Origin of the sequence: Enterococcus sp. S183_ASV_20 (assembly GCF_018919685.1) — a bacterium.
GTDB lineage: Bacteria > Bacillota > Bacilli > Lactobacillales > Enterococcaceae > Enterococcus > Enterococcus faecalis.
Map to the genome: position 1 here is coordinate 1 of NZ_JAHLRI010000012.1, position 26258 is coordinate 26258.

23 protein-coding genes, 1 pseudogene and 1 riboswitch are annotated in these 26258 nt (G+C 37.4%); of the genes and pseudogenes, 18 read left to right on the forward strand and 6 right to left on the reverse strand.

Features of this window, described 5'->3' with window-relative positions:
• Nucleotides 1-372: helix-turn-helix domain-containing protein (locus KQI94_RS06115; protein ID WP_216454338.1), on the reverse strand; the 372-nt coding region annotated here is incomplete at its 3' end.
• 178 nt (nt 373-550) lie between these two features.
• Here KQI94_RS06115 and KQI94_RS06120 point away from each other — a divergent pair.
• Nucleotides 551-1282 (forward strand): HAD family hydrolase, encoded by a 732-nt coding sequence (locus KQI94_RS06120; protein ID WP_002390007.1) that lies wholly within the window; start codon nt 551-553, stop codon nt 1280-1282.
• A 23-nt stretch (nt 1283-1305) separates the two neighbouring features.
• On the opposite strand, the gene KQI94_RS06125 is transcribed toward KQI94_RS06120, so the two are convergent.
• The 4 genes from KQI94_RS06125 to KQI94_RS06140 form a co-directional block, all read right to left on the reverse strand.
• Nucleotides 1306-1533, reverse strand: a complete 228-nt coding sequence (locus tag KQI94_RS06125; protein ID WP_025186767.1) for an SHOCT domain-containing protein — start codon at nt 1531-1533, stop codon at nt 1306-1308.
• Entirely contained in the window at nt 1511-2320 is an 810-nt protein-coding gene (locus KQI94_RS06130; RefSeq protein ID WP_002368944.1) for a TPM domain-containing protein, read from the reverse strand. The genes KQI94_RS06125 and KQI94_RS06130 overlap by 23 nt, the downstream gene beginning before the upstream one ends.
• Nucleotides 2317-3462 (reverse strand): hypothetical protein, encoded by a 1146-nt coding sequence (locus KQI94_RS06135; RefSeq protein ID WP_002368945.1) that lies wholly within the window; start codon nt 3460-3462, stop codon nt 2317-2319. Before KQI94_RS06135 ends, KQI94_RS06130 begins: the two co-directional genes overlap by 4 nt.
• A gap of 103 nt (nt 3463-3565) precedes the next feature.
• Entirely contained in the window at nt 3566-4798 is a 1233-nt protein-coding gene (locus KQI94_RS06140) for an SPFH domain-containing protein (protein WP_002356656.1), read from the reverse strand.
• 207 nt (nt 4799-5005) lie between these two features.
• On the opposite strand from KQI94_RS06140, the gene KQI94_RS06145 reads away from it, so the two are divergent.
• The 7 genes from KQI94_RS06145 to KQI94_RS06175 all read left to right on the forward strand — a co-directional run bounded on the left by KQI94_RS06145 (nt 5006) and on the right by KQI94_RS06175 (nt 12590).
• Nucleotides 5006-7048 (forward strand): penicillin-binding transpeptidase domain-containing protein, encoded by a 2043-nt coding sequence (locus tag KQI94_RS06145; RefSeq protein WP_002368946.1) that lies wholly within the window; start codon nt 5006-5008, stop codon nt 7046-7048.
• A 115-nt stretch (nt 7049-7163) separates the two neighbouring features.
• On the forward strand, nt 7164-7883 hold the full coding sequence (tsaB, locus tag KQI94_RS06150; protein ID WP_002368948.1) for a tRNA (adenosine(37)-N6)-threonylcarbamoyltransferase complex dimerization subunit type 1 TsaB: 720 nt from the start codon (nt 7164-7166) through the stop codon (nt 7881-7883).
• Complete coding sequence (rimI, locus tag KQI94_RS06155; protein ID WP_002385747.1) at nt 7855-8409, forward strand: ribosomal protein S18-alanine N-acetyltransferase; 555 nt, start codon at nt 7855-7857, stop codon at nt 8407-8409. The genes tsaB and rimI (KQI94_RS06155) overlap by 29 nt, the downstream gene beginning before the upstream one ends.
• Nucleotides 8410-8416: 7 nt before the next feature.
• A complete protein-coding gene (rimI, locus tag KQI94_RS06160) occupies nt 8417-8881 on the forward strand; it encodes a ribosomal protein S18-alanine N-acetyltransferase (protein ID WP_002359702.1) in 465 nt (154 codons plus the stop codon).
• Nucleotides 8878-9924, forward strand: a complete 1047-nt coding sequence (gene tsaD, locus KQI94_RS06165) for a tRNA (adenosine(37)-N6)-threonylcarbamoyltransferase complex transferase subunit TsaD (RefSeq protein WP_002368949.1) — start codon at nt 8878-8880, stop codon at nt 9922-9924. The genes rimI (KQI94_RS06160) and tsaD overlap by 4 nt, the downstream gene beginning before the upstream one ends.
• Nucleotides 9925-10242: 318 nt before the next feature.
• Nucleotides 10243-11934, forward strand: coding sequence for an arginine--tRNA ligase (argS, locus tag KQI94_RS06170; protein ID WP_002367081.1), 1692 nt, complete (start codon nt 10243-10245; stop codon nt 11932-11934).
• Between the two features lie 155 nt (nt 11935-12089).
• Complete coding sequence (locus KQI94_RS06175; protein WP_002356666.1) at nt 12090-12590, forward strand: HD domain-containing protein; 501 nt, start codon at nt 12090-12092, stop codon at nt 12588-12590.
• Between the two features lie 81 nt (nt 12591-12671).
• Here KQI94_RS06175 and KQI94_RS06180 read toward each other — a convergent pair whose 3' ends face one another.
• A complete protein-coding gene (locus KQI94_RS06180; protein ID WP_002368951.1) occupies nt 12672-13004 on the reverse strand; it encodes a helix-turn-helix transcriptional regulator in 333 nt (110 codons plus the stop codon).
• A 93-nt stretch (nt 13005-13097) separates the two neighbouring features.
• On the opposite strand from KQI94_RS06180, the pseudogene KQI94_RS06185 reads away from it, so the two are divergent.
• The 10 genes and pseudogenes from KQI94_RS06185 to KQI94_RS06230 all read left to right on the forward strand — a co-directional run bounded on the left by KQI94_RS06185 (nt 13098) and on the right by KQI94_RS06230 (nt 26245).
• Nucleotides 13098-13422: pseudogene (locus KQI94_RS06185) on the forward strand (hypothetical protein).
• Nucleotides 13423-13486: 64 nt separating this feature from the next.
• Nucleotides 13487-13556: riboswitch (Fluoride riboswitch) on the forward strand.
• Nucleotides 13557-13632: 76 nt separating this feature from the next.
• The gene (locus KQI94_RS06190; RefSeq protein ID WP_002368953.1) at nt 13633-14898 is read left to right on the forward strand and encodes a voltage-gated chloride channel family protein; all 1266 of its coding nucleotides are present in this window, start codon (nt 13633-13635) and stop codon (nt 14896-14898) included.
• 49 nt (nt 14899-14947) lie between these two features.
• Nucleotides 14948-15226 carry a UPF0223 family protein gene (locus KQI94_RS06195; protein WP_002356679.1) on the forward strand — a complete coding sequence of 93 codons (279 nt, stop codon included), beginning with the start codon at nt 14948-14950 and terminating at the stop codon, nt 15224-15226.
• The gene (locus KQI94_RS06200; RefSeq protein ID WP_002368954.1) at nt 15227-16009 is read left to right on the forward strand and encodes an inositol monophosphatase family protein; all 783 of its coding nucleotides are present in this window, start codon (nt 15227-15229) and stop codon (nt 16007-16009) included. It abuts the gene before it with no gap.
• Between the two features lie 220 nt (nt 16010-16229).
• Complete coding sequence (gene typA, locus KQI94_RS06205) at nt 16230-18065, forward strand: translational GTPase TypA (RefSeq protein ID WP_002356682.1); 1836 nt, start codon at nt 16230-16232, stop codon at nt 18063-18065.
• 74 nt (nt 18066-18139) lie between these two features.
• Nucleotides 18140-18793, forward strand: coding sequence for a glycerophosphodiester phosphodiesterase family protein (locus KQI94_RS06210; protein ID WP_002368955.1), 654 nt, complete (start codon nt 18140-18142; stop codon nt 18791-18793).
• Nucleotides 18794-19270: 477 nt separating this feature from the next.
• Nucleotides 19271-21040 carry a DNA helicase RecQ gene (gene recQ / locus KQI94_RS06215; RefSeq protein WP_216454339.1) on the forward strand — a complete coding sequence of 590 codons (1770 nt, stop codon included), beginning with the start codon at nt 19271-19273 and terminating at the stop codon, nt 21038-21040.
• Between the two features lie 226 nt (nt 21041-21266).
• Nucleotides 21267-21572 carry a YlaN family protein gene (locus KQI94_RS06220; RefSeq protein ID WP_002356684.1) on the forward strand — a complete coding sequence of 102 codons (306 nt, stop codon included), beginning with the start codon at nt 21267-21269 and terminating at the stop codon, nt 21570-21572.
• 3 nt (nt 21573-21575) lie between these two features.
• The gene (locus KQI94_RS06225; protein WP_216454340.1) at nt 21576-22784 is read left to right on the forward strand and encodes an FtsW/RodA/SpoVE family cell cycle protein; all 1209 of its coding nucleotides are present in this window, start codon (nt 21576-21578) and stop codon (nt 22782-22784) included.
• Nucleotides 22785-22816: 32 nt separating this feature from the next.
• A complete protein-coding gene (locus tag KQI94_RS06230; protein ID WP_216454341.1) occupies nt 22817-26245 on the forward strand; it encodes a pyruvate carboxylase in 3429 nt (1142 codons plus the stop codon).
• Nucleotides 26246-26258: the final 13 nt, after the last annotated feature.

Consider the following 26258-nt stretch of genomic DNA (forward strand, 5'->3'; position numbering starts at 1 on the left):
CTTTTTAGACATGGTAGGTGGACGTCCTTTCTGTTTAGAGAGTCCCTCTATACCAAACTTCTGATACGTTCTAAGCCAATTCGCAATCAATGATGGATTGTTCATTTTTAGAAGATTAGCTACTTCTTGATAGGACAACTCTGTTGTTAAATATAACTCTATCGCATCTAGCTTAAATTGAACAGAGTAATTCTTATTTTTTCGACTGCGAAGTAGGCCTTCTTCACCAAGTTCTTTATAGGCATTTATCCATTTGCTTATTTGAGAACTATCTTTAAACCCATACTTCTTTGCGAGAAACCTTAGACCTCCTTGACCAGATAAGTAGTCATGAACAAGTTTAAGTTTAAATTCAAAACTGTATTTTGCCATACAAAAAAACCTCCAAAAGTTAGATTTCTAGGTCTAACTTTTGGGGGTCGGCTCAATTCGTTGCTTTTTTATATTTTTTTACACAAATGATACAAAAAGAATATCAAAATCAAATAAATGATTAGTATACTTGAAGAAACAAATAGGAAGCAAAGCAAACGTTTTGAGGTGTTCTTTCATGGAAAATCGAGGAATTTTATTTGATAAAGATGGTACGTGTATTCGTTTTGACACTCTTTGGCAAGCAGGTTTGCAAGCTTGTTTTGAAACACTAAGTATGTTAGCCCCTCATCATTCAGCAGAAATAAAAAAGATATTAGCTATTCAGGAGCAACGTTTTTTGCAAAAACATTTACTTGATGAAGTCCTTTATCAGGAACTTTATCAGGAATTGGCGCAATTTGAGGAATTAGTCGAACAGGGAATCAGCAGTCGATGGCTGGAGCAATTTTTTTATGATTATTTACGAAAAAATCTGAAAAAGATCGAACCGATTGGTGATTTAAAACAGTTATTTCTTGAGCTGAAACGGAAGAACTATAAAATTGGATTAGCAACTTCAGATACTTTGCCAGCGACTATGTTGATTATGGAATATCTTGGTTTAACAGAAATGTTTGATTTTATTGCGACAGGAGATCGTTACTTACCGAAACCAGATGCGGACATGCTCCAAGCCTTTTGTCAGTCATGTCAATTGAAGGCGACAGAAGTAATTATGGTAGGTGATTCGCTCGTGGATGTTTTTATGGGAACGTGTCATGGCAAAGCAGGAATTGGTGTTTTAACCGGCAACTGCCAGTCAACTGATTTTGAAAAGTTTGAAGTAGCCTATTTCCGTGATATCCATGAAATACCTTATCAAGAATTATGGGAAAATACCAAGAAGAAAAAAATCCTGAAAAGATGACGAGTCTTTTCAGGATTTTTTTATTAATCCAATTGAAGCAATTGCCGTTTCTTTTGTTGAAATTCTTCTTCTGTTAGAATTCCTTCATCAACTAACATTTTTAAATTTCTTAACTCAGCCATTACGTCTTCAATAGTGCTAGATGAGTTTTTTTGTGAATCAGATAGTTTTGGTTCAATCGGTTGGTTTTTATCACTCTTTATAGGAGTTGGTATTTCTGCGAAAAATCTAAAAACTTCGACCGCCACCACCGAATGTGCCGCCGCCAGTTGAGTGGGTGGTGCTACCACCACCGCCCATTCCGCCACTGCCGCCATTGTTTTTAGGAATACGACGCGTAGTGATGAAAGAGTTGGTTAACTGATCTGTGCGGGAGGTTAAGTTTAAAGTTGTTTTTTCCCTAAAGGGATATTGATAACTTGAAAATTTTAATTGATATTTAGAAATATTAATGCCTAAGAAGACCAAACTGAGTATCAGCGCAGCAGCAAAAGCAATTACCATTTCCAGCGGGGTAATGACTTTATAACGAGTGATTTTACCTGTTTCGCTGTCCACACGATAGTGTCCCCCAGGAACCCCTTTATTAACAAATGCTTGAGTTTCCTGAACAAAGGTTTGAGCAGCCGCGAAATAATTTCCTTGACTCATCCCATCCATTACTTTATCTAAGGTATCATCAATTCGTGCACCCGTCATATAATCAATCATGTTTCCAGAAGTAGAGATGTAGACTTTCCGTAAGTCCATATCAATGAGAAAAAGAATCGCATTTTGGTCCTTGCCAACTTTATTTAAAAGATAATGATCTGCATAGTCTTGTTCATCGCCATAGGTATTATTATTTGTGGTCACAATAAAGACAGAGGCTTTTGTTTTTTCTTCTAAAGGTTGTATCTCTTGTTTTAGTTGGTTGATTTGATCAGGTGTCAGTAATTGTGCGTCATCATCAATTGAATTTTCAGCCGCCGAAACGGGTAGGGCAAGGCCAAAGGTAAGAAGTATTAGGAAAAAAATAGGTAAAAGTCGTTTTTTCATAGGAAATAACCTCCTAATAAAAAGAGTGCTAAGAGTCCAGCGAAAATGCCTAACGTTGCTAGTCCTAAACGAGTGTAACTAATTGGAAGCACACCGCTTACTTTACCTGTTTGTCCATTCATGGCATAATAATAAACTTTTTTTGATTGTTCCTGACTGCGATAGGTGACTAACCAAATTGGCAAAAGCATATAGTAATTATTTTCTTGGTTTAGAGAAATATCCGTGCGAACATTTGTCAACGTAGTATAACCAGAAGCAGAGTCCCGTAACAATGATTCCGAATAATCTTGTAATTCTTGTTGGACGTGTTTTTTGATTGCTTCATATTCAATATCGCGTTTTTCTGCTTGGAAACCTGCTAGGTATTGGCTTTTGAAAGGCACCGCTTGATCAATTAAAAATGGTTGAACGCCTTCCACCATTTTTTGTTGGACGTTTTTTGACAAGGCATTTTTAACTAATTCTTTAAACGATAATTTTCCTGAACGTCCCACATTGAAACGTTTTGTTTCGGTGTATTCAATATCACCTACGCGCCAAATGCGAATACTTGTGCCAGTAGCTTGCAGTTGTCCGTCGACTTCTGCATCAACGACCCAATAGGGGAAGTAAACCCCAGTTAATTTATCGATTTGATTTTTGCTGAAAAAATCTCGGGGAATGAACCATTTTTTCTTGGTCCAAGCGAGAAATTTTTCAATCGCTTCGTCTTTTTCAATTGTAAAGGGTAAGACGTTTTCTGGTAAAAATTCGCCACTTAATCGACCAGCCAAGACAACTGGATTATGGCAATAATAACAGTATGTGGCTGCTGTTGTTGCATCGGTGACAATTTGAGCGCCACAGCTTGGACAATTAAAAATTTCCATTGTGCCTGTATCTGCAGTTGTTTCATTCTCAGTGGTCTCTGTTTGTTGCGTAGCGGAGGATTCTTCTTCCGCTGTGAAAGTCAAATTTTCCTCGGCAGTCGTTGTTGAGGGATTCTCTAAATGCGCCTCATGTTGCTGTTGCTCATAACGAGTCACTTCTTCTTCCGTGTAAATATTTAAACAATATTCACAATGAAATTTTTGATCTTTGGGATTAAATAAGAGCGGGCCGCCACAGTTGGGGCATTTATGGGTAAATGTTGTTTCCATTGCAACCGTCCTTTCTAATAGAGTGAGTAAATAACAGGAATCTGATTCAAAGAAAAAGGGTAGACTTGTGCCTGACCCTTTTCTTTAATTGTTCACTACTTGCTTATAAAGGAACCCCTTGGAATGGTTTACCACAATGTGGACAGAACTTAGGAATACCATTACTTAAGTCAACAATTTCGCTACATTCACTACATTTCATTTCTAATTTTGGTTTTTCGTTTGTTGGTTTTGGTGTACCACAGTTTGAACAAAACTTCCCAGTGTTTTCAGTCCCACATTGTGGGCAAGTCCAAGTGTCTGTAGCCCCTTGTGCGTTTTGCTGGTTTTGTTTTTCTTGCATTTGTTGTTGGTTTGTTTGAGACGCTTGCGCAAAGTAGTTGCCATTCGCATTCATGCCCATACCAACGCCCATAAAGCCGCTCATAGCGCCACCTTCATTTTTACCAGCAGCCTCCATACCACGAGCCAAGGAACCTTGAACATAGCCTTCGCGAACACCTGGATCGCTGAGCATAGCACCTTCATTTCGCATGTTGATTAATTTAGTTGAATCATCTGTATAAGAAATGCTCGCAACTGCTACAGAAACAATTTCCATACCGCGATTGGTGCGCCAATCCTCATCAAGCGCAGTTTGCATATATTTGCTTAATTCAACACTTTTTGAGGGAACATAAGAAATACGTTGTCCATCAGCAGACATTTGATTGATTGCTGCTTGCAATGCTGTAATGAACTCTGCCAAATATTGTTCATTAATATCATTAATATCTACTTGCGTTTGGTTTTTAGGAATCGCATTGGTATAAAATAGCAAAGGATCTGTAATTTTAATTGAGTAATTTCCGTGTGCACGTAAGAAAAGTTCGGCATTATAAAAATTATCAAAATAGTTTAATGGCGCAGGTGTTCCAAATTTAATGCCTTTAATTTCTTGCAAGTTAATATAAAAAACTTGTTGTTTTTGTGGAGTTACGCCACCAAATTTGAAACGACTGAAGGTCTCTGCAATCGCATCTTTTAAAGAACCGTTAAACATTGAAGGCGCAGAATCATTTTTGACTGTATAATAGCCTTCTTCAGCAGTGTAATCGATGATTTTGCCCCCATCGACAAGAAGCATCATCATGTTGGGATAGACATGTACAACAGAACCATCTGTTAAAACATCGTCCGTTCCTTTACGATTAGAACCACGTTTATCATCTTTACGTACAAAAACACCTTTTGTCATGACGGTTGTGTCCCCCATATTATCAGGTTCAATAACCTCTAGCCATTGATCGGCCAAGCCACCGCCAACTGAACTTGTTGCTGCTTTAATAAGTCCCATGTTCATTCCTCCTAATAAAAAACTAATTGTTACAGCTAGTATACCACACAATGAATGCAGAGAAATCCAACGAAAGCCTGATGAAATGGAAAAAATTGATCAAACTTTATTAAGAAATTAAAAAAAGTATAGGTGAAACACAAGCATTTTAAAAAAAGTTACGTATAATAGAAGAAAAGACATATTATATAGTTAGGGGATTATTGAATGGAACGAAGCAATCGTAATAAAAAATCTTCAAAAAAACCACTTATTCTTGGTGTTTCTGCCTTGGTTCTAATCGCTGCTGCCGGTGGCGGGTATTATGCTTATAGTCAATGGCAAGCCAAACAAGAATTAGCCGAAGCGAAGAAAACAGCTACTACATTTTTAAACGTATTGTCAAAACAGGAATTTGATAAGTTACCGTCCGTTGTTCAAGAAGCTAGCTTAAAGAAAAATGGCTATGATACTAAATCTGTTGTTGAAAAATACCAAGCAATTTATTCAGGGATTCAAGCTGAAGGAGTCAAAGCTAGTGATGTTCAAGTCAAAAAAGCGAAAGACAATCAATACACATTTACCTATAAATTATCGATGAGTACCCCTTTAGGCGAAATGAAAGATTTGTCTTATCAATCAAGTATCGCCAAGAAAGGCGATACCTACCAAATCGCTTGGAAGCCGTCTTTAATTTTTCCAGATATGTCAGGAAATGATAAAATTTCGATTCAAGTAGATAATGCCAAACGTGGAGAAATTGTCGATCGTAATGGTAGTGGGCTAGCAATTAACAAAGTGTTTGACGAAGTGGGCGTAGTGCCTGGCAAACTCGGTTCTGGCGCAGAAAAAACAGCCAATATCAAAGCTTTTAGTGATAAGTTCGGCGTTTCTGTTGATGAAATCAATCAAAAGTTAAGCCAAGGGTGGGTCCAAGCAGACTCCTTTGTACCAATCACAGTCGCTTCTGAACCAGTGACAGAATTACCAACAGGGGCTGCGACAAAAGATACAGAGTCACGTTATTATCCGCTGGGGGAAGCAGCTGCGCAATTAATCGGGTATACGGGCACCATTACTGCAGAAGATATTGAAAAAAATCCAGAGTTAAGTAGTACGGGCGTAATTGGTAAAACTGGCTTAGAACGAGCGTTTGATAAAGAATTAAGAGGGCAAGATGGTGGCTCACTAGTTATTTTAGATGACAAAGAGAATGTCAAAAAAGCTTTACAAACCAAAGAGAAAAAAGATGGTCAAACGATTAAATTAACGATTGACAGTGGCGTACAACAACAAGCCTTCGCTATATTTGACAAACGCCCTGGTAGTGCGGTCATTACCGATCCTCAAAAAGGCGATTTATTAGCAACGGTTAGTTCACCTTCGTATGATCCTAATAAAATGGCCAATGGCATTTCTCAAAAAGAATATGATGCTTACAATAACAACAAAGATTTACCATTCACAGCACGTTTTGCGACAGGCTATGCACCAGGCTCTACCTTTAAAACAATTACCGGTGCCATTGGTTTAGATGCAGGGACATTGAAGCCAGATGAAGAGCTAGAAATTAATGGTTTGAAATGGCAAAAAGATAAATCTTGGGGCGGCTATTTTGCGACACGTGTAAAAGAAGCAAGTCCAGTCAATCTGCGTACCGCTTTAGTTAATTCAGATAATATTTATTTTGCCCAACAAACATTACGGATGGGAGAAGACAAATTTAGAACGGGTCTTAATAAATTCATTTTCGGTGAGGAACTAGATTTACCAATTGCCATGACGCCTGCTCAAATTTCAAATGAAGATAAATTTAATTCTGAAATTCTTTTAGCAGATACGGGCTATGGTCAAGGTCAATTGTTAATTTCGCCAATCCAACAAGCTACCATGTATAGTGTTTTCCAAAATAATGGAACATTAGTCTATCCAAAATTAGTTTTAGACAAAGAAACGAAGAAAAAAGACAATGTAATCAGCGCCAACGCAGCGAATACAATTGCCACAGATCTTTTAGGTAGTGTGGAAGATCCTTCAGGTTATGTTTATAATATGTACAATCCGAACTTCTCATTGGCTGCTAAAACAGGAACAGCTGAAATAAAAGATAAACAAGATACAGATGGCAAAGAAAACAGTTTCCTTCTAACGTTAGATCGTAGTAACAATAAATTCTTAACAATGATTATGGTTGAAAATTCAGGAGAAAATGGTTCTGCAACAGATATCAGTAAACCATTAATTGATTACTTAGAAGCAACCATTAAATAAAAAGAGAAAATGAACGAAACGAGGTTTCTGTAAAAAGAAACCTCGTTTTCCCTTTTTAGAAAAAGGAAAGTGTGCTACAATGAAGCGACTAAATTGTAGAAGGAAAGGGATTCGTGTGCGAATTTTAGCAATAGATACATCTAACCAAACATTGAGTATTGCTGTGTGTGAAAATCAAAAAATTCTGGGAAGTTATACAGCAACGGTTAAAAGAAATCATAGCTTAACATTAATGCCGGCAATTGACTATTTGATGAGTCAATTGAACTTGGTGCCAACGGCAATTGATCGTTTTGTCGTAGCAGAAGGACCTGGATCATACACTGGCTTACGTTTAGGCGTGACGACTGCCAAAACATTGGCCTATACTTTAAAGAAAGAGCTAGTAGGCATTTCCAGTCTACAAACGTTAGCGGCCAATTGTGTTGGACAAACCGGTTTAATTGTGCCTCTTTTTGATGCGCGTCGTAAAAACGTCTATGCTGGTGCTTATCGGTTTGTCGATGGCGTGTGGCAAAATGAGTTACCGGACCAACATATTTCCCTGCGGGAGTTATTAGAACAACTAAAAAATGAACCAAATCTTTTTTTTGTTGGTGAAGATGTTGAAAAATTCACTGAAGAAATAGCTCAAATCATTCCTCATGGAGAAATTTGTGATGTCCCGCAATGGCAAATTCCTAATGCTGCAGTTTTGGCTGCGTTAGGTAGTGTGGCTGAACCTGTTGAAAATGTTCATGGGTTCTTACCTGCGTATTTGAAAAAAGTAGAAGCGGAAGAAAATTGGTTGAAGACACACACGCCTAATGGAGAAAGCTATGTGGAAAAACTTTAATTTTGTGACAAAATACTTTACAAAAAGACGGCAACGGTATATAACTAAAACCATTGCAATGAACCAGCAAGAATTTCAATTGCGTGAAATCACCTACCAAGATATTAAGGATTTACTAGCAATTGAACGTGAAGTTTATGCTGGGGAACTTCCTTGGACGATGTCTGCTTTCATGGCAGAACTTGGCTCAAAAGCGCCGCATCTCTATTTGTTAGCGGCAATTAACGGAAAAGCAGTTGGCTTTATTGGTTGTCGGATTCAAGGAACGGATGCACACATTACGAATGTCGCTGTCCATACAGCATACCAAGGCTTAGGTTTAGGTCGTTCTTTAATAGAAGAAACGCGAATTTTTGCCAAGAAAAATCGTTGTGAAACCTTATCGCTAGAAGTACGAATGAGTAATGTTAAAGCCCAACGTTTATATCGAAAAATTGGCTTTGTCTCACAAACGGTGAAAAAAGGCTATTATGACGAAAATAATGAAGACGCACTAGAAATGATAATTGATTTAAAAGAAGAGTGAAGAAAAAATGTTAGTAACAAAAAAAGAAATATCTGTAGCAAATATTGGTGAAGAATTATGGCGTTTTAGTAATTCTTCTTATACAACTGGCTCCCCTTGGACAGAAACACAATTCGCGGAAGATTTTGCTCAGGAAAATAGCGAATATCTTTTTTTAGTTGAAAATGGCCAGTGGTTAGGTTATATTGCCTATCATTTTATTTTAGATGAAGCAGAAATTAGTCACGTTGTTGTGAATGGTCAGAAACAACACCAAGGAATTGGTTGTCAATTAATGAAAGCTTTTAAAGAATATGTTAAAAGTCGTGACATTACACAAATTTTCTTAGAGGTCAGAGAATCGAATACATTAGCTCAAAAACTTTATGAGAAAACAGGTTTTCGGAAAGTAGCTGTTCGAAAAAATTATTATAAAGAACCGCAAGAAAATGCCTTTGTAATGTGTGCGAAATTAAGGAAGGAAGCCCAATGACAATTTTTACAAAAGAACGTAAATTATTATTAGCTGTGGAAAGTAGCTGTGATGAAACAAGTGTGGCTGTCATTGAAGATGGCGACAAAATTCTTTCCAATATCGTAGCTTCGCAAATTAAGAGCCATCAACGTTTTGGTGGAGTCGTTCCGGAAGTTGCGAGCCGTCATCATGTTGAACAAGTGACGATCTGTATTGAAGAAGCATTAACAGAAGCAAAAGTCACACCAGAAGAGCTTAGTGGCGTTGCTGTGACCTATGGGCCTGGGTTAGTTGGTGCTTTATTAATAGGACTTTCTGCAGCAAAAGCATTTGCTTGGGCGCACCAATTACCACTTATTCCAGTCAATCATATGGCTGGGCACATTTATGCTGCCCGTTTTGTGGCACCGCTCGAATTTCCATTGATGGCCTTACTCGTTAGTGGAGGACATACGGAATTGGTCTACATGAAAGAAGATGGCTCTTTCGAAATTGTTGGTGAAACACGTGATGATGCAGCTGGTGAAGCGTATGATAAAGTCGGACGTGTGTTAGGGTTGCCTTATCCTAGTGGTAAAGAGATTGATGCTTTGGCCCATGAAGGCACAGATACCTATCAATTTCCACGGGCGATGCTAAAAGAGGATAACTATGACTTTAGCTTTAGTGGTTTGAAAAGTGCGTTTATTAACACGGTTCATAATGCAGAGCAACGTGGTGAAGTACTGTCTACAAAGGATTTAGCCGCAAGTTTTCAGGCGAGTGTGGTAGAAGTATTAGTGACTAAAACCATTCGTGCTTGTCAAGAATATCCTGTTAAACAATTGCTAATTGCTGGGGGCGTTGCTGCGAATCAAGGATTACGAGAAGCAATGAGATATGCAATCAGTGAACAATTACCAGAAGTGACATTACTTATTCCGCCATTAAAACTTTGTGGGGATAACGCGGCGATGATTGGCGCTGCCGCCTTTATCGAAGCTGAAAAGAATCACTTTGCTTCGTATAACTTAAATGCAGAACCTAGCGTTAGTTTTATGACAATTAGTGAAGAAGGCTAGCCAGCTAGACAAAAATTTGCTATAATGAAGCCAGTTTAACAATGACATTCGATGATAAAGAGAGTACTTATTTCAACGTCAGCTTAGCGATCTTGGGAAGGTGGGAGCCAAGAGTGATCGGAATGAGGAAGCGCACTTTTAGAATTCTGCTGAAAGCAGACGGCAATCACCGTTATCGATGAAGCAGGTCTATCCAAGTAGTATAGACAATTAGAGTGGTACCGCGGGTAAATTCTCGTCTCTGACAAAACAAATCATTTTGTTTTGTCAGAGACGTTTTTGTTTTTTTATACTTACAAATTAATCAGGAGGGTTCTTATGAACAACAAAGAAATCGTAGCAAAAGCGTTACATGATGTTTTAAATGAAGAATTAACGATGGATCAAATCGAACAATTATTGGAAAATCCTAAATCTGTTGATCATGGAGATGTTGCTTTTCCAGCCTTTTCATTAGCTAAAATTTATCGTAAAGCACCACAACAAATTGCAGCAGAATTAGCAGAAAAAATTGATGGCACAAATTTTGAAAAAATTGAAGTGGTAGGACCTTATTTAAACTTTTTCATGAATAAAGAAGCAGTCAGTCAAGCTGTCATTGGCGCAGTAGTCAAAGAAAAAAACAACTACGGAAACAGTACCTTTGGCAATAATGGCAATGTTCCTATTGATATGTCTTCACCAAACATTGCTAAACCAATTTCTATGGGGCACTTACGTTCTACGGTAATCGGGAATTCAATTGCCTTTATTTTAGAAAAAATTGGGTATCAGCCAATTCGGATTAACCACTTAGGTGACTGGGGTACACAGTTTGGTAAGTTAATTGTAGCTTATAAAAAATGGGGTTCTGAAGAAGCAGTCCGCCAACAACCAATTAATGAATTATTGCGCTTATATGTACAATTTCATGAAGAAGCAGAAGAAAAACCAGAATTAGAAGACGAAGCACGTGCTTGGTTTAAAAAATTAGAAGAAGGAGACCAAGAAGCCAATGAATTATGGAAATGGTTCCGTAGCGAGTCTCTAAAAGAATTTGATAAAATCTATTCCATGTTAGAAGTTGAATTTGATTCATACAATGGCGAAGCCTTTTATAATGATAAAATGGATGAAATTGTTACTTTATTAGAAGAAAAACATTTATTAACAGAAAATCAAGGTGCAGAAATTGTTGATTTGACAGAATATAATTTAAATCCAGCACTTATTCGTAAATCAGATGGTGCGACGTTATATATCACACGGGATTTAGCTGCTGCGCTTTACCGTAAACGGACGTATGATTTTGCCAAATCACTTTATGTAGTCGGCAACGAACAAAGCAATCACTTCAAACAATTAAAAGCAGTCTTGAAAGAACTAGGGTTTGACTGGTCAGATGATATGGAACACATTCCGTTTGGTTTAATTACTCAAGGCGGTAAAAAATTATCCACACGTAAAGGGAAAATTGTTTTATTAGAAGAAGTATTGAATGAAGCTGTTACTTTAGCAGGAAATCAAATTAACGAGAAAAATCCAGACTTAGCAAATCGTGAAGAAGTGGCGAAACAAGTGGGTGTAGGTGCAGTTATTTTCCATGACCTTAAAAATGATCGTCTAAATAATTTCGATTTTGTATTAGATGAAGTTGTTCGTTTTGAAGGTGAAACTGGCCCATATGTTCAATATACGCATGCTCGTGCGATGAGTATTTTACGTAAAGCAAACTTTACACCAGACGCTACACAACGTTATGCACTAAATGACAAGGACAGCTGGGAAGTCGTGAAGTTGTTACAAAAATTCCCTGAAACTGTGATGCAAGCTGCTGAAAAATATGAACCATCTGTTATTGCGAAACATAGCATTCATTTAGCACAAGCGTTCAATAAATATTATGCCCATGTTCGGATTTTGGATGAAGATGCTCAAAAAGAGGCACGCTTAGCGTTAGTTTATGCAGTAGCTACTGTTTTAAAAGAAGATTTACGTTTACTAGGGTTACATGCACCAGAAGAAATGTAGAAGTTTTTGTGAAAATTTTACTGCGTTGAACGCTAAACTTATTAAGCAAATATTAAAGTTAAGTTACAGATTGAGAAATTCATAGTAATTAAATAGCTGGGGTGCTATACTCGAGTCAAGTTATAAAAGGATTAGAAAAGGTGGCACCCAATTATATGACAGAAAAATGGCGTGAAGACGAAGAATATCTTTCTTATGTAGAAGATTTATTAGCAACCGAAGAAGTCCAAAAATTAGCAGAATACACACAACATATGCATTCAACTCGTTTAGAACATTCAATTAGTGTTTCCTATCATAGCTATAAATTAGCAAAGCGTTGGAACGGCAATGCTCGTGCAACAGCTCGTGCTGGTTTATTACATGATTTGTTTTACTATGATTGGCGCACAACAAAGTTTGACGAAGGCTCTCATGCCTATGTTCATCCACGAATTGCAGCCAAAAATGCTGAAAAAATTACAGAGTTGTCTGATTTAGAACGAGACATTATTATTAAACATATGTGGGGCGCAACTATTGCACCACCAAAATACAAAGAAAGTTACATTGTAACCTTTGTTGACAAATATTGTGCTGTGAAAGAAGCGGCGTTGCCGATGACGACAGCCATGAAAACCAAATGGCGTCAGTATTTTGGCCAACAGTCAATCTAATAAAAAGCTTATCCGTAAGGATAAGCTTTTTTTGTTTGACGTTGACTAAAAAGTCTAGCATTCATCTATTTAAAATAAATATTAAAAGTAATTTTGTTCTGTTAATTTCTTTTGAGCATATCGATAGACTGCTTCTTGATTTTCAGTTGTTAACTGTTTGTATATGTTCATAATATTGGTTGGGACAACAAATGGCGTTTCTTCCGTTTCAGGAATACCTAAGATTTCAAGAGGTGATACATCTAAAATTTTAGATAAGGCGACAATTTTATCCCTCCCCATATTTTCAATCATTCCAGTTTCCCATTTCCTGACGGTACTTTTTCCAACACCAACAAAATTTCCAACTTGTTCTAATGTAAGATTTTTCTCCATCCGTTTTTGCTTCAAAAAATTTTCTTTCAAAAAAACCACCTCCGTAAAAACATTCTAGCACAAAAAGTGTCGCAAAAGAAACATGTTTTACTCTATACATAGAGTGATAAATAACTATTGAATCGGCATATATTGACGGTTTTTTCACAAAATGATATACTTCCAGTGTCTAATAAGACACTAAAAAGGGGTGAAAAGGGGGAGTAAAATGGAATCAAATTTAATTCATTCAAAATTGAAATTAAAAGGGAAAAATGTTGAATGGTTAGCAAGTGAAATGACCGCTGCAGGTCAACCAATCTCAGCTTCAACAATTTATAAGAAATTAAAAGGAGAGGTTGTATTTAAAGCTTCAGATATTAAATTGATTTCTAAGTTGTTAGATTTGGAAAGCGAAGAAATCATGGTTATTTTTTTTAATGAGCTAGTGTCTAAAAAGACACGTAAAGGTTGTTAAAGGTAATGAGTTATTCTTCTATTGCACTTTCCAGAGTTGCGTGGTATTATTTTTAATAGTTTAATAGCAACATGGTGATGGTGTTCACCACGAACTATTTATTGGACGAATAAATTAATGACGCCTACCAAACGGGAGAAGTGTACCCTTTGGTAGGCTTTTTCTGTACGCTAGGATTGGCGATAAGAAAATTGTAAAGGAGCATGTAAAGTGAAAAAAGAAACAAAGCAACTACTATCAATCAGCGGTTATATGGCAAAATGGTTGCTCATTACCGCAATTATTGGTTTATTTATGGGGGCGTTATCCGCCTTTTTCTTAAAGAGTCTTACCTATGTAACAGATGTTCGTTTAGCAAATCCTTGGTTACTCTTTATCCTCCCCATTAGCGGTGTCGTTTTTACGTATTTCTATACGCGTTTTGGGAAAAATGCTAGCCGAGGAAATAACTTAGTGATTGAACAAGGCAATGGCGGGGAAGAAGATATTCCCTTACGCTTAATTCCTTTAACATTGTTTGGCACGATTACTACGCACTTATTTGGTGGTTCTGTTGGTCGTGAAGGGACGGCGGTGCAAATGGGGGGCGCAATCGCAAATGCTGTAGGAAAAGTCTTTAAACTGTCCGCTTTGGAACGACAAGTAATTATTATTAGCGGAATTAGTGCAGGTTTTAGTTCTGTTTTTGGCACACCATTAGCGGGAACGGTTTTCGGATTAGAAGTTTTGGCGATTGGAAAAGTTCGTGCAGAGGCACTTTTCCCAAGTTTTTTTGCAGGCTTATTTGCTAATTTTGTGACTGAAAGTTTTGGTGTAACACATACGCATTATCCGATGGGCAAAATTCCGACTTGGTCGGTTGATCTATTCGTAAAATTATTTTTGGCATCGATTTGTTTTGGCTTGGCAGGTTGGGTTTTTAGTCGTTCCATTGTCTTTTTAAAAAAGGCCTACGCAAATTGGTTTGCTAATGTCTACCTTCGTGCGTTTCTTGGCGCTGCCATTGTCGTTCTGTTTGTGCTCGTCTTAAACAACCAACGTTATTTAGGCTTGAGTTTACCTTTACTAGAAGATGCTTTTGCAGGCAATGCGCAGCCTTTTGATTTTGTTGGGAAATTATTCTTTACGGTGTTATCCTTGGGTGCCGGATTCCAAGGAGGAGAAGTGACGCCATTGTTTGAAATTGGGGCTACGTTAGGGAGTTCTTTGGCCCCTTTGTTACATCTGTCAATTCCTTTTTTAGCAGGTTTAGGATTTATTGGTGTTTTTTCTGGCGCCACGAATACGCCGATTGCTTGTTTCATTATGGGCATTGAACTATTTGGTAGTGAAGCGGCAGTCTATTTTTTCATGGTCTGCTTAATCAGTTTTATGTGTTCAGGAAATAGCGGTATTTATGCTTCGCAACAAAGTTTGTATCGCAAAGGAACAGCAGAATATCCTCTCTTTAATGCATTAAAAAATCGACGTAAATAAGATGTTTTTTTATGAAAATATGCTAAACTAGAGAAGATGAGGTGAAGACATGAAAGACTATCAATATCCATTAGATTTAGATTGGACGACAGAGGAAATGGTGATTGTCACTAATATGTGGACAGCAGTTGAGCAAGCCAACGAAACAGGCTTGCCTGTTGACAAATTTTTAACAACTTATCAACAATTTAAAACGGTCGTTAAAAGTATCGGCGAAGAAAAACGCTTAGGTCGTGAATTTGAAAATGCTTCAGGATATTCGTTATATCGTACGCTTCAACAAGCTAAAAAACAGGGAAGCGGTAAATTAAAGCTGGGGGATGATTAGATGACTGAAACGCAAAAATTTGTTCAAACAATTCAAAGTTGGCTTTTTGAAGCAGCCGATGTGATTCGAATGAACTTGGAATCAGAGTTAACCGTTCAACAGAAAAATGGCCGCACCGATTTAGTGACAAATATGGATGAACAAACCCAAGAATTTTTAATGAATAAAATTCAAACAAATTTTCCCGAAGATCAAATTTTAGGGGAAGAAAAAGGCTACAATACTTTAAAAAGTTTTGCTGGTCGCGTGTGGATCATCGATCCGATTGATGGCACAATGAATTTCGTGATGGAAAGAGAAAATTTTTGTATTATGTTAGCTGTTTATGAAGACGGCATTGGTAAATTAGGTTTTATCTATGATGTGATGCGAGAAGAACTTTATTGGGGCGGCAAAGGGCTTGGCGTTTATCGGAATAATCAATTATTAAAAGCGCCTACTATGAAAGCCTTGGCAGATGGATTATGGGGCATGAATGCTTACATGCATGGAAAAAATATTCATTACGCAACGGAAATCGGACAAGCAAGTATGGGCGTGCGTATTAGCGGTTGTGCAGGTTTGGAAATTATTGCTATGTTAAAAGGCAACCATCATGGCTATTTATCTAATCTAAGTCCTTGGGATTATGCAGCAGGCTTAGTACTTTTGGAAGAATTTGGGTTTAAATACTCTGGTATTACAGGAAAACCATTAACTTTTGCGGGTCGTGAATACTTTATTGCAGCAACTCCTGAAACCTATGATGAAGTATTTACCCGATATTTAAATGAATCGGAATAATCAAAGAAGAGCGTTGCTGAAAGGTAAGGCTCTTCCTCTTTTAAAAGAGAAAAATTTGTAAAAAAATGTCCTTGTTTTCAGAAAAAGCCGAATAATTTCTAAAACTTTCATTATTTTTGCAGGCGAAAGCCTTTTTTTAATGAAAAAAGTTTGCTATAATAAGCAGTCGGCTTTTATGGACTTAAGTAACATAAGCGTATATAGATAAGGAGCAATTAAATTGAAATACAGAGATGATATTCGTAACGTGGCAATTATCGCCCACGTTGACCATGGTAAAACAACCTTAGTAGATGAACTTTTAAAACAATCTGACACTTTAGATGGACACACACAATTACAAGAACGTGCAATGGATTCCAATGCACTTGAAAGTGAACGTGGAATTACTATCTTAGCAAAAAATACAGCCGTAGATTATAACGGTACACGTATCAACATTCTAGATACACCAGGACACGCGGACTTCGGTGGTGAAGTAGAACGTATCATGAAAATGGTAGACGGTGTTGTTTTAGTTGTCGATGCGTATGAAGGAACAATGCCTCAAACACGTTTCGTATTGAAAAAAGCATTAGAACAAAAAGTAACACCAATCGTGGTTGTTAATAAAATTGACAAACCTTCTGCTCGTCCTGAACACGTAGTAGATGAAGTTTTAGAGTTATTCATCGAATTAGGCGCAGACGACGATCAATTAGATTTCCCAGTTGTTTATGCTTCTGCTTTAAACGGAACTTCAAGTGAATCAGATGATCCAGCAGATCAAGAGCCAACAATGGCCCCAATTTTTGATAAAATTATTGAACATGTGCCAGCCCCAGTTGACAATTCAGACGAACCACTTCAATTCCAAGTCTCATTACTAGACTACAACGATTACGTTGGACGTATTGGGATTGGCCGTGTGTTCCGTGGCACAATGAAAGTCGGCGACCAAGTTGCGTTGATGAAATTAGATGGCAGCGTGAAAAATTTCCGTGTAACGAAAATTTTAGGTTTCTTTGGCTTACAACGTGTGGAAATTGATGAAGCAAAAGCGGGCGATTTAATTGCCGTTTCCGGAATGGAAGACATTTTCGTTGGGGAAACAGTTGTAGATGTTCACAATCAAGAAGCATTACCAATTCTACACATTGATGAGCCAACCTTACAAATGACTTTCTTAGTTAACAATTCTCCATTTGCGGGACGTGAAGGAAAATACATTACCGCTCGTAAAATCGAAGAACGTTTAATGGCTGAGTTACAAACAGACGTATCTTTACGTGTTGATCCAATTGGCCCAGATTCTTGGACTGTATCAGGCCGTGGCGAATTGCATTTATCAATTTTAATTGAAAACATGCGTCGTGAAGGCTATGAATTACAAGTTTCTCGTCCAGAAGTTATTGAGCGTGAAATTGACGGGGTTAAATGTGAACCATTTGAACGTGTTCAAATTGACACACCTGAAGAATACATGGGTAGCGTGATTGAATCACTAAGTTTACGTAAAGGCGAAATGCAAGATATGATTAATGCCGGTAACGGACAAATGCGTTTAATCTTCTTAGCACCAGCTCGTGGCTTAATTGGTTATTCAACAGAATTCTTATCAATGACTCGTGGGTATGGTATTATGAACCACACCTTCGATCAATACTTACCAATGATTCAAGGAACGATTGGCGGCCGTCATCAAGGTGCGCTAGTTTCAATCGATACTGGTAAAGCAACGACTTACTCAATCATGAGTATTGAAGAACGTGGTACAGTTTTCGTTGAACCAACGACAGAAGTTTACGAAGGAATGATTGTTGGGGAAAACAACCGCGACAATGATTTAACTGTGAACATCACAAAAGCTAAACAAATGACTAACGTTCGTTCGGCAACGAAAGACCAAACATCAGTCATTAAAAAACCGAAAAAATTAACGTTAGAAGAATCATTAGAATTCTTGAATGAAGATGAATACTGTGAAGTAACACCAGAAAGCATCCGTTTAAGAAAACAAATTCTTAACAAAAACGAACGCGAAAAAGCAAGCAAGAAAAAGAAAAAAGCTGAATAATTTTTTTGAAAAGTACAAAATGCCAATGGCTATTGTACTTTTTCTTTTAATAAGTAAGGGAGTTGTGTGGATAAGTGAATAAAATCGCAAAATATCTGATAGTAGGGGTATTTCTATTAACTGGTTGTGCTAATAGTTCTGTTGAACGTTTATTACCTAAAAACCAGACACAAATTATAGCTCATCGTGGAGATCATAATAAAGCTCCAGAAAATACTGTTGAAGCAATTAATGAAGCAGCTAACCAGAATTATAATGGTGTAGAAATTGATGTTCGTAGCAATAAAGATGGTCAATTATATTTAATGCATGACAATACATTGGATAGAACAACGAATGGACAGGGAAGATCAGAAAAATTTACCATGAAACAATTAAAAAAATTAAGTATAAAAACGGCTAGTTATCCTAAATATGAAAACACATCAATAAAAATTCCGACGTTTGAAGAAGCAATTGAAGCAGCTGCAAATAATGGATTGATGGTTAATGTTGATGGATCTAAAGGAAACTGGTTAGATGGACATTTTGTTAAAAATGTTATGGACATCTTAAAAAAATATGAAATTTATGATCGAAGCTTTTTTGTGATTAGTGATGAGCCAAGTCGAAATTTTGTGATTCAAAAGTATCCAGATGCTACTGTCTCATGGTTATGTGATAAAAAAGAAGATATTCCTAAAGAGATAAAAAAATTAAATCATATAAAAACGCATTATTATCTGTAGCTAATGATATTGCGGATGAAGCGGTCATTGAGAAACTCAATGTTTCTGGAATTCGTTATCAAGTATACGGTGTTCAAACTTCAGAGCGATATCAAGAATTGAAAAAAATGAAAGTACCTTTAATTGAAACAGATAAAGTTGTACCAGATAAAGCTGAATAATTTTTCGACAAATAAACATTTAAACCAACTATGCTCGTTTTACTACGAAAATAGTTGGTTTTTTTATGAAAAAAACGAATTAATGCGTATTTTAAGATAAGGTTATTTTTTTATGTGTGGATAACTACTCGTTATCCACAACAAGCAAATTCCGCTATTTTTGAAAGCTTTTGATAGCAAGCTTTCACAATTTTTCATTTTTTTTGATGTTTCACGTTAACTGGTGTTTCACGATTGTGTCTTGTTTTAACACACCTTGTTCCTGTTAGATTAGCGTGTTAAAATGACTTGTAGAACAAAGATTGGAGCGCAATAAATGGGTGCATTACAAGAATTATTAAAAGATACATTTGGCTATGATGATTTTCGGCCAGGACAAGAAACGATTATTCGTCATGTATTGCGACAAGAAAATGTCTTAGGCATTATGCCAACAGGTGGAGGCAAATCGATTTGTTATCAGTTGCCAGCCTTACTTCTGGATAATTTAACATTGGTGATTTCACCATTAATTTCTTTAATGAAAGATCAAGTAGATGCCCTGAATTTAATGGGGATTCCAGCTACATATATCAATAGTACCATTTCCTATCAAGAAATGAATCATCGTATTCAATTAGCGGTTAACAAAGAAGTCAAGCTATTGTATGTTGCGCCAGAGCGATTAGAATCTTATGATTTTCAACAGATGCTGACACATGTACCGATTGATTTATTGGCAGTAGATGAGGCACACTGTATTTCACAATGGGGGCATGATTTTCGTCCAAGCTATTTGCGTTTAGCAGAGATTATCGATCAATTTCAACAGCAACCAACTGTGATTGCACTAACAGCAACAGCAACGCCACAAGTAGCGGAGGATATTGTCAAGCAATTAAGAATTCCATCAGAAAATGAAATCAAAACAGGATTCGCTCGAGAAAATTTATCTTTTCAAGTCGTGAAGGATCAAAACAGAGACGTTTTTCTTTTGGAATATTTAAAGATGAATACTGGGCAATCAGGTATTATCTATGCAAGCACGCGGAAGGAAGTTGAACGAATTTATCATTTATTAGAAAATAAAAAAATTGCGGCTGGGATGTATCATGGGGGCATGAGTGAACAGCTACGTAGTGAAAATCAAGAAGCGTTCTTGTATGATCAAGTGCAAGTGATGGTAGCAACAAATGCCTTTGGTATGGGGATTAATAAGAGTAATGTTCGTTTTGTCATTCACGCACAAGTACCAGGAAATATTGAATCTTATTACCAAGAAGCGGGCCGAGCTGGTCGTGACGGTCTACCTAGTGATGCTGTGTTAATGTTTGCTCCACAAGACTTGCAAATTCAACAATACTTTATTGAACAATCTGAAATGACCATTGATTATAAGCAGAAAGAGTACTTGAAATTACGGGAAATGTCACAATATGCGAATGCACAAATGTGTTTACAAAAATATATTTTACGCTATTTTGGTGAAGAAGGGACGGACTGCGGTCGCTGCTCGAATTGTCTGGATAATCGAGAATTAGTCGATATTACGGTCGATGCCCAAAAAGTCTTGTCTTGTGTAAAACGTATGGGAGAACGTTTCGGTAAGGGCTTAGTTGGTAAAGTCTTGACTGGCTCAAAAGATCAAAAAATTGATCAATGGCATTTTGATCGTTTGCCAACATACGGACTAATGAAAGGTCGCACGCAAAAAGAAGTCACACAGCTGATTGATTATTTGACAGCAGAACGTTATTTAATTCCTTCTGATGGGCAATTTCCGTTGTTATCAGTCTCGACAGAAGGTGTTCAGGTGCTTTTAGGGGAACGGAAAGTCTTCCGAAAAGAAGACCAAAAAGTTCGAAAAGTAGCAGTGGATGATGCCTTGTTTGAACGATTACGCGAATTACGTATGGACATGGCTCAAGAGGCAGGCGTGCCGCCATATGTAGTCTTTTCCGATAGTACACTTAAAGAAATGTGTGAAAAATTACCGCAAACAACGATTCAATTATTGCAAATAAAAGGGGTCGGCCAAAATAAATTAGATAAATATGGCACCGCCTTTTTAGAAGTTATTAAAGAATATCAAGAGACAAAAAAATGATATAGTTTGTTATTTTATTTAAAATTAAAAGCAGAAAATAAGGAAAAAGTCTTTTAATGTATTTGTTGTTGTATTGATAAAATAAGCTTGTTATATAAAGAGATTTCTTACTTAATATATCGCTTGGTTTTAGAAAATTTCTTAAAGGAAATTTTCTGAAATCATCATGTATCTAACTGAGAATTATGTTATAATTATTTAATTAAGATAGGGAGGTTCTGTACAAATGGACGAAGGAATTTCAAAGAAATTTGCCATTCAATTATTAGAAGACGATGCAGAACGCATTAAAATGCTTATTCGTAATCAAAAAAACAGTTTGTGCATTTCTCAATGTAAAGCATTTGAAGAAGTGGTGGATACACAAATGTATGGTTTTTCAAGACAAGTGACCTATGCGACCCGTTTGGGGATTTTAACTAATGATGAAGGACATCGCTTACTAAGTGATTTAGAGCGCGAATTGAATCAATTATATACAGATGTTTATGAAGAAACACAAGAAAAAAACGAGATTGGCAAGGAGGGCTAAGCTTTGCCAAACAAAGTAAAGAAACGGCATTTGCTAGACTATAGTATTTTTATTCCATATTTAATTTTAAGTATCGTGGGATTGATTATGGTATATAGTTCCACATCCGCATTACAAGTAATGAAAGGTTTTTCACCTACGTCATTCGTTATTAACCAGGTTGCCTTTTGGGTAGTAGGGTTATTTGCAATGTTTTTTATTTATAAGATGAAAACATCCGTTTTCCAGAATCGAAGTTTTATCATGTTTGCCATTGCAGTAATTACGGTTATGGTTTTAGCCGTTCGGATTCCTGGTATCGGGAAAGAAATTAACGGCGCACGTGGTTGGATTGAGATTGGTGGATTTTCGATGCAACCAGCTGAGTATTTAAAAATTATGGTTGTCTGGTATCTGTCTTATATTTTAGCACGGCGACAAAAGACAATTAATGGAGGCATGGATCAATTTAAACAAGCTGCCGGGCGACCGTTGATGCTCGTTTTTGTATTAATTGCTCTAGTTGCAATCCAGCCTGACTTCGGGAATGCGGCCATTCTAACATTAATTACCATCGTGATGGTTTTAGCAAGTGGGATTAATTATATGTATACCTACTTGGTCGGTGGCTTGGGCATTTTAGGTAGTATCACGGCTATTCAGTTATTAATTATGTCTAAAGGAAAAATTTTCCCAGCGCGTTACCAATATATTTATAATCGTTTTGCTGTTTTTAAAAATCCATTTTTAGATGAACGGAACTTAGGCCATCAGTTAGCTAATTCTTATTATGCAATCAGTAATGGCGGCTGGTTTGGCAAAGGTCTAGGGAATAGTGTTCAGAAAAAAGGCTTTTTACCAGAAGCACATACGGACTTTATCTTTGCGATTACTTTAGAAGAGTTAGGCATTATCGGCGGTCTAGCGATTTTAGGATTGTTGATGTTTATGATTGCGCGAATTATTTTAGTCGGTGTACGCTCGAAGAAACCTTTTAATTCACTAATGTGTATTGGAATTGGTACAATGTTATTAATTCAAGTCTTTATTAATGTTGGTGGGATTACTGGGATTATTCCATTAACAGGAATTACTTTCCCGTTCTTGAGTCAAGGTGGGAATAGTTTGCTGATTATTTCGATTGCTGTGGCCTTTGTCCTGAATATCAGTGCAGATGAAATACGTCAGAAATTAGAAAATGAGTACTATTTATCTTTAGAACAGAACCAATAAATTTGAAGGAAATTGATGGTAGGAGTGACGTTATGAAAAAGGTATTAGTTGCCAATCGTGGCGAAATTGCGATTCGAATTTTTAGAGCTTGTACAGAATTAGATATCCAGACAGTAGCGATTTATGCTGCAGAAGATGAGTATTCTGTTCATCGTTTCAAAGCAGATGAAGCGTATTTAGTTGGTAAAGGGAAAAAACCAATTGAAGCCTATTTAGACATTGAAAATATTATCCAAATTGCCAAAAAATCGGGAGCAGATGCCATTCATCCTGGTTATGGCTTTTTATCTGAAAACTTACGCTTCGCCGAACGTTGTGAAGAAGAAGGAATCATTTTTGTTGGACCTAAAACACACCATTTAGATATTTTTGGCGATAAAATTAAAGCGAAAGAAGCAGCTGTAGCTGCGGGGATTGCTTCGATTCCAGGCTCAGACGGGCCAGTAGCAACGGTGGAAGAGGTCGTAGCTTTTGGTGAAACGCATGGCTTTCCTATCATGATTAAAGCTGCTTTAGGCGGCGGCGGTCGCGGGATGCGCGTTGCCCACGATGCCAAGGAAGCACGAGAAGGTTACGAAAGAGCAAAAAGTGAAGCGAAAGCAGCCTTTGGTTCTGACGAGGTTTATGTTGAAAAGTATATTTCTAATCCTAAACATATCGAAGTACAAATTTTAGGCGATCATCATGGGAATGTCTTGCATTTATTTGAACGTGATTGTTCCGTTCAACGGCGCCACCAAAAAGTGGTAGAAGTCGCACCATGTGTATCAATGAATGAAGAACAACGAGCAGCCATTTGTTCGGCTGCTGTGCAGTTAATGGCGCATGTCGGCTACGTGAATGCGGGAACGGTTGAGTTTTTAGTAGAAGGGGATCAGTTTTATTTTATTGAAGTGAATCCGCGTGTTCAGGTAGAACATACTATCACAGAAATGATTACAGATATTGATATTGTGATCTCTCAATTACAAATTGCGCAAGGGCTTGATTTGCATAAAGATATGCATTTGCCAAAACAAAACGAATTGACATTAAAAGGCGCGGCTATTCAATGTCGGATTACGACTGAAGATCCCCTGAACCAGTTTATGCCAGACACAGGGAAAATCGATACGTATCGTTCACCAGGTGGGTTTGGTGTGCGTTTAGATGTAGGGAATGCTTATTCTGGCTACGCTGTGACGCCCTATTTTGATTCTTTATTGGTTAAAGTCTGTACGCATGGTTTCTCTTTTGAACAGGCAATCAGTAAAATGCAACGCTGCTTAAAAGAATTTCGGATTCGTGGCGTGAAAACAAATATTCCGTTTTTACAAAATGTTGTGAGCTATCCAGCGTTTCAATCTGGCGAAGCCAAAACAACCTTTATTGATAATACACCTGAATTATTTGAATTTCCTCGTATGCGCGATCGTGGCAATAAAACGATGAAATACATTGGAGAAGTAACGGTCAATGGGTTCCCTGGCATTGAACGAACGGAGAAAAAATATTTTGAAGCCCCGCGCGTGCCGACAGATATTGAAGTTCCAGAAAAAGTGATCACAGCTAAAAATATTCTAGACGCTCAAGGAGCAACCGCCGTCATCGATTGGGTTAAGAATCAAGAAAGTGTGTTAATGACAGATACCACGTTCCGTGATGCGCACCAAAGTTTATTAGCTACTCGTGTGAGAACACAAGATTTTAAAGCAATTGCTGGTCTAACTGATGTAGCCCTGCCTGAGCTGTTTTCTAGTGAAATGTGGGGTGGCGCTACGTTCGATGTTGCCTATCGCTTCTTAACCGAAGACCCATGGCAACGTTTAAGAAAAATTCGTCAGTTGATGCCAAATACACTTTTACAAATGCTGTTCAGAGGTTCTAATGCGGTAGGCTATCAAAATTACCCTGATAATGTTATTGAAGAATTCATTAAAGAATCTGCTCGCCAAGGAGTCGATGTTTTCCGAATTTTTGATAGCTTAAACTGGATTCCTCAAATGGAAAAAAGTATTCAAGTCGTTCGAGATACCGGAAAAATTGCGGAAGCAGCAATTTGTTATACTGGGGACATCAATGATCCAGCCCGAGCAAAATATAATGTTCAATATTACCTTGATATGGCTAAAGAATTGGAAAATTTAGGTGCACAAATCATTGCGATTAAAGATATGGCTGGCTTATTGAAACCACAAGCTGCTTATCGTTTAATTAGTGAATTAAAGGCAGCCACGGATTTACCAATTCATCTCCATACCCACGATACTAGTGGCAATGGGATCATCACTTATTCAGCAGCTACTAAAGCAGGCGTTGATATTGTTGACGTCGCAATGAGTGCGATGAGTGGCGCAACTAGCCAGCCAAGTATGAACAGTCTATATTATGCTTTAGTCAATGGTGAACGGACGCCAACTATTAACATTGATAATGCACAGAAAATCAATCATTATTGGGAAGATGTGCGCATGTATTATCAACCATTTGAAAATGGGTTAAATGCCCCGCAAACAGAAGTCTATATGCATGAAATGCCTGGTGGTCAGTACTCTAATCTGCAGCAGCAAGCAAAAGCGGTAGGCTTAGGGCACCGTTGGGATGAAATCAAAAAAATGTATCACACAGTGAATTTGATGTTTGGCGATATTGTAAAAGTGACGCCATCTTCAAAAGTCGTGGGAGACATGGCACTCTTCATGGTTCAAAATAATCTGACAGAACAAGATGTTTATGCGTGTGGTGAAGAATTAAGTTTTCCTGAATCAGTTGTGACTTTTTTCCAAGGTGATTTAGGTCAACCAGTCGGTGGGTTCCCGAAAGAGCTCCAACGAATTATTCTAAAAGGTCGACCAGCCTTAACAGAGCGGCCAGGTGACTTAGCAGCACCAGTTGATTTTGCGAAAGTACAAGAAGAATTAGCCGAAAAAATTGGGTATCAACCTAAATTGGAAGAAGTTTTAAGTTATTTAATGTATCCACAAGTATTTTTAGAGTATCGTCAAAAATACGAAACCTTTGGAGATATAACCTTATTAGATACGCCAACATTCTTTAATGGTATTCGTCAAGGAGAGACATTGGAAGTTCAAATTGAACGAGGAAAAACGTTAATTATTCGTTTAGATGAAATTGGCGAACCTGATATTGACGGAAACCGTGTCTTGTTCTTCAATTTGAATGGGCAACGTCGTGAGGTTTTAGTTAAAGATGCCTCTATTAAGTCAGCTGTTCAAGTAAAACAAAAGGCGGAACCAACTAATAAAGAACAAATCGGCGCAACGATGTCTGGTTCTGTTCTACAAGTATTGGTCAAACGTGGCGATAAAGTAGAAAAAGGTCAGCCGTTGCTGATTACAGAAGCCATGAAAATGGAAACGACTATCGAAGCACGTTTTGCGGGCACGGTAGATCACATTTATGTTGAAGAAGGCGAAGCAATCAGCTCAGGTGATTTGTTATTAGAAGTAAAAGAAAAATAAGATGAGAGGGGAA

Coding starts and splice junctions, on each gene's coding strand:
- KQI94_RS06145 (WP_002368946.1), top strand. CDS start 5,006: ATGGAACGAAGCAATCGTAATAAAAAATCTTCAAAAAAACCACTTATT.
- rimI (WP_002359702.1), top strand. CDS start 8,417: ATGTTAGTAACAAAAAAAGAAATATCTGTAGCAAATATTGGTGAAGAA.
- tsaD (WP_002368949.1), top strand. CDS start 8,878: ATGACAATTTTTACAAAAGAACGTAAATTATTATTAGCTGTGGAAAGT.
- KQI94_RS06120 (WP_002390007.1), top strand. CDS start 551: ATGGAAAATCGAGGAATTTTATTTGATAAAGATGGTACGTGTATTCGT.
- KQI94_RS06195 (WP_002356679.1), top strand. CDS start 14,948: ATGAAAGACTATCAATATCCATTAGATTTAGATTGGACGACAGAGGAA.
- KQI94_RS06140 (WP_002356656.1), bottom strand. CDS start 4,798: ATGGGACTTATTAAAGCAGCAACAAGTTCAGTTGGCGGTGGCTTGGCC.
- KQI94_RS06230 (WP_216454341.1), top strand. CDS start 22,817: ATGAAAAAGGTATTAGTTGCCAATCGTGGCGAAATTGCGATTCGAATT.
- rimI (WP_002385747.1), top strand. CDS start 7,855: ATGGAGAAAGCTATGTGGAAAAACTTTAATTTTGTGACAAAATACTTT.
- argS (WP_002367081.1), top strand. CDS start 10,243: ATGAACAACAAAGAAATCGTAGCAAAAGCGTTACATGATGTTTTAAAT.
- KQI94_RS06130 (WP_002368944.1), bottom strand. CDS start 2,320: ATGAAAAAACGACTTTTACCTATTTTTTTCCTAATACTTCTTACCTTT.
- KQI94_RS06135 (WP_002368945.1), bottom strand. CDS start 3,462: ATGGAAACAACATTTACCCATAAATGCCCCAACTGTGGCGGCCCGCTC.
- KQI94_RS06175 (WP_002356666.1), top strand. CDS start 12,090: ATGACAGAAAAATGGCGTGAAGACGAAGAATATCTTTCTTATGTAGAA.
- KQI94_RS06220 (WP_002356684.1), top strand. CDS start 21,267: ATGGACGAAGGAATTTCAAAGAAATTTGCCATTCAATTATTAGAAGAC.
- recQ (WP_216454339.1), top strand. CDS start 19,271: ATGGGTGCATTACAAGAATTATTAAAAGATACATTTGGCTATGATGAT.
- KQI94_RS06200 (WP_002368954.1), top strand. CDS start 15,227: ATGACTGAAACGCAAAAATTTGTTCAAACAATTCAAAGTTGGCTTTTT.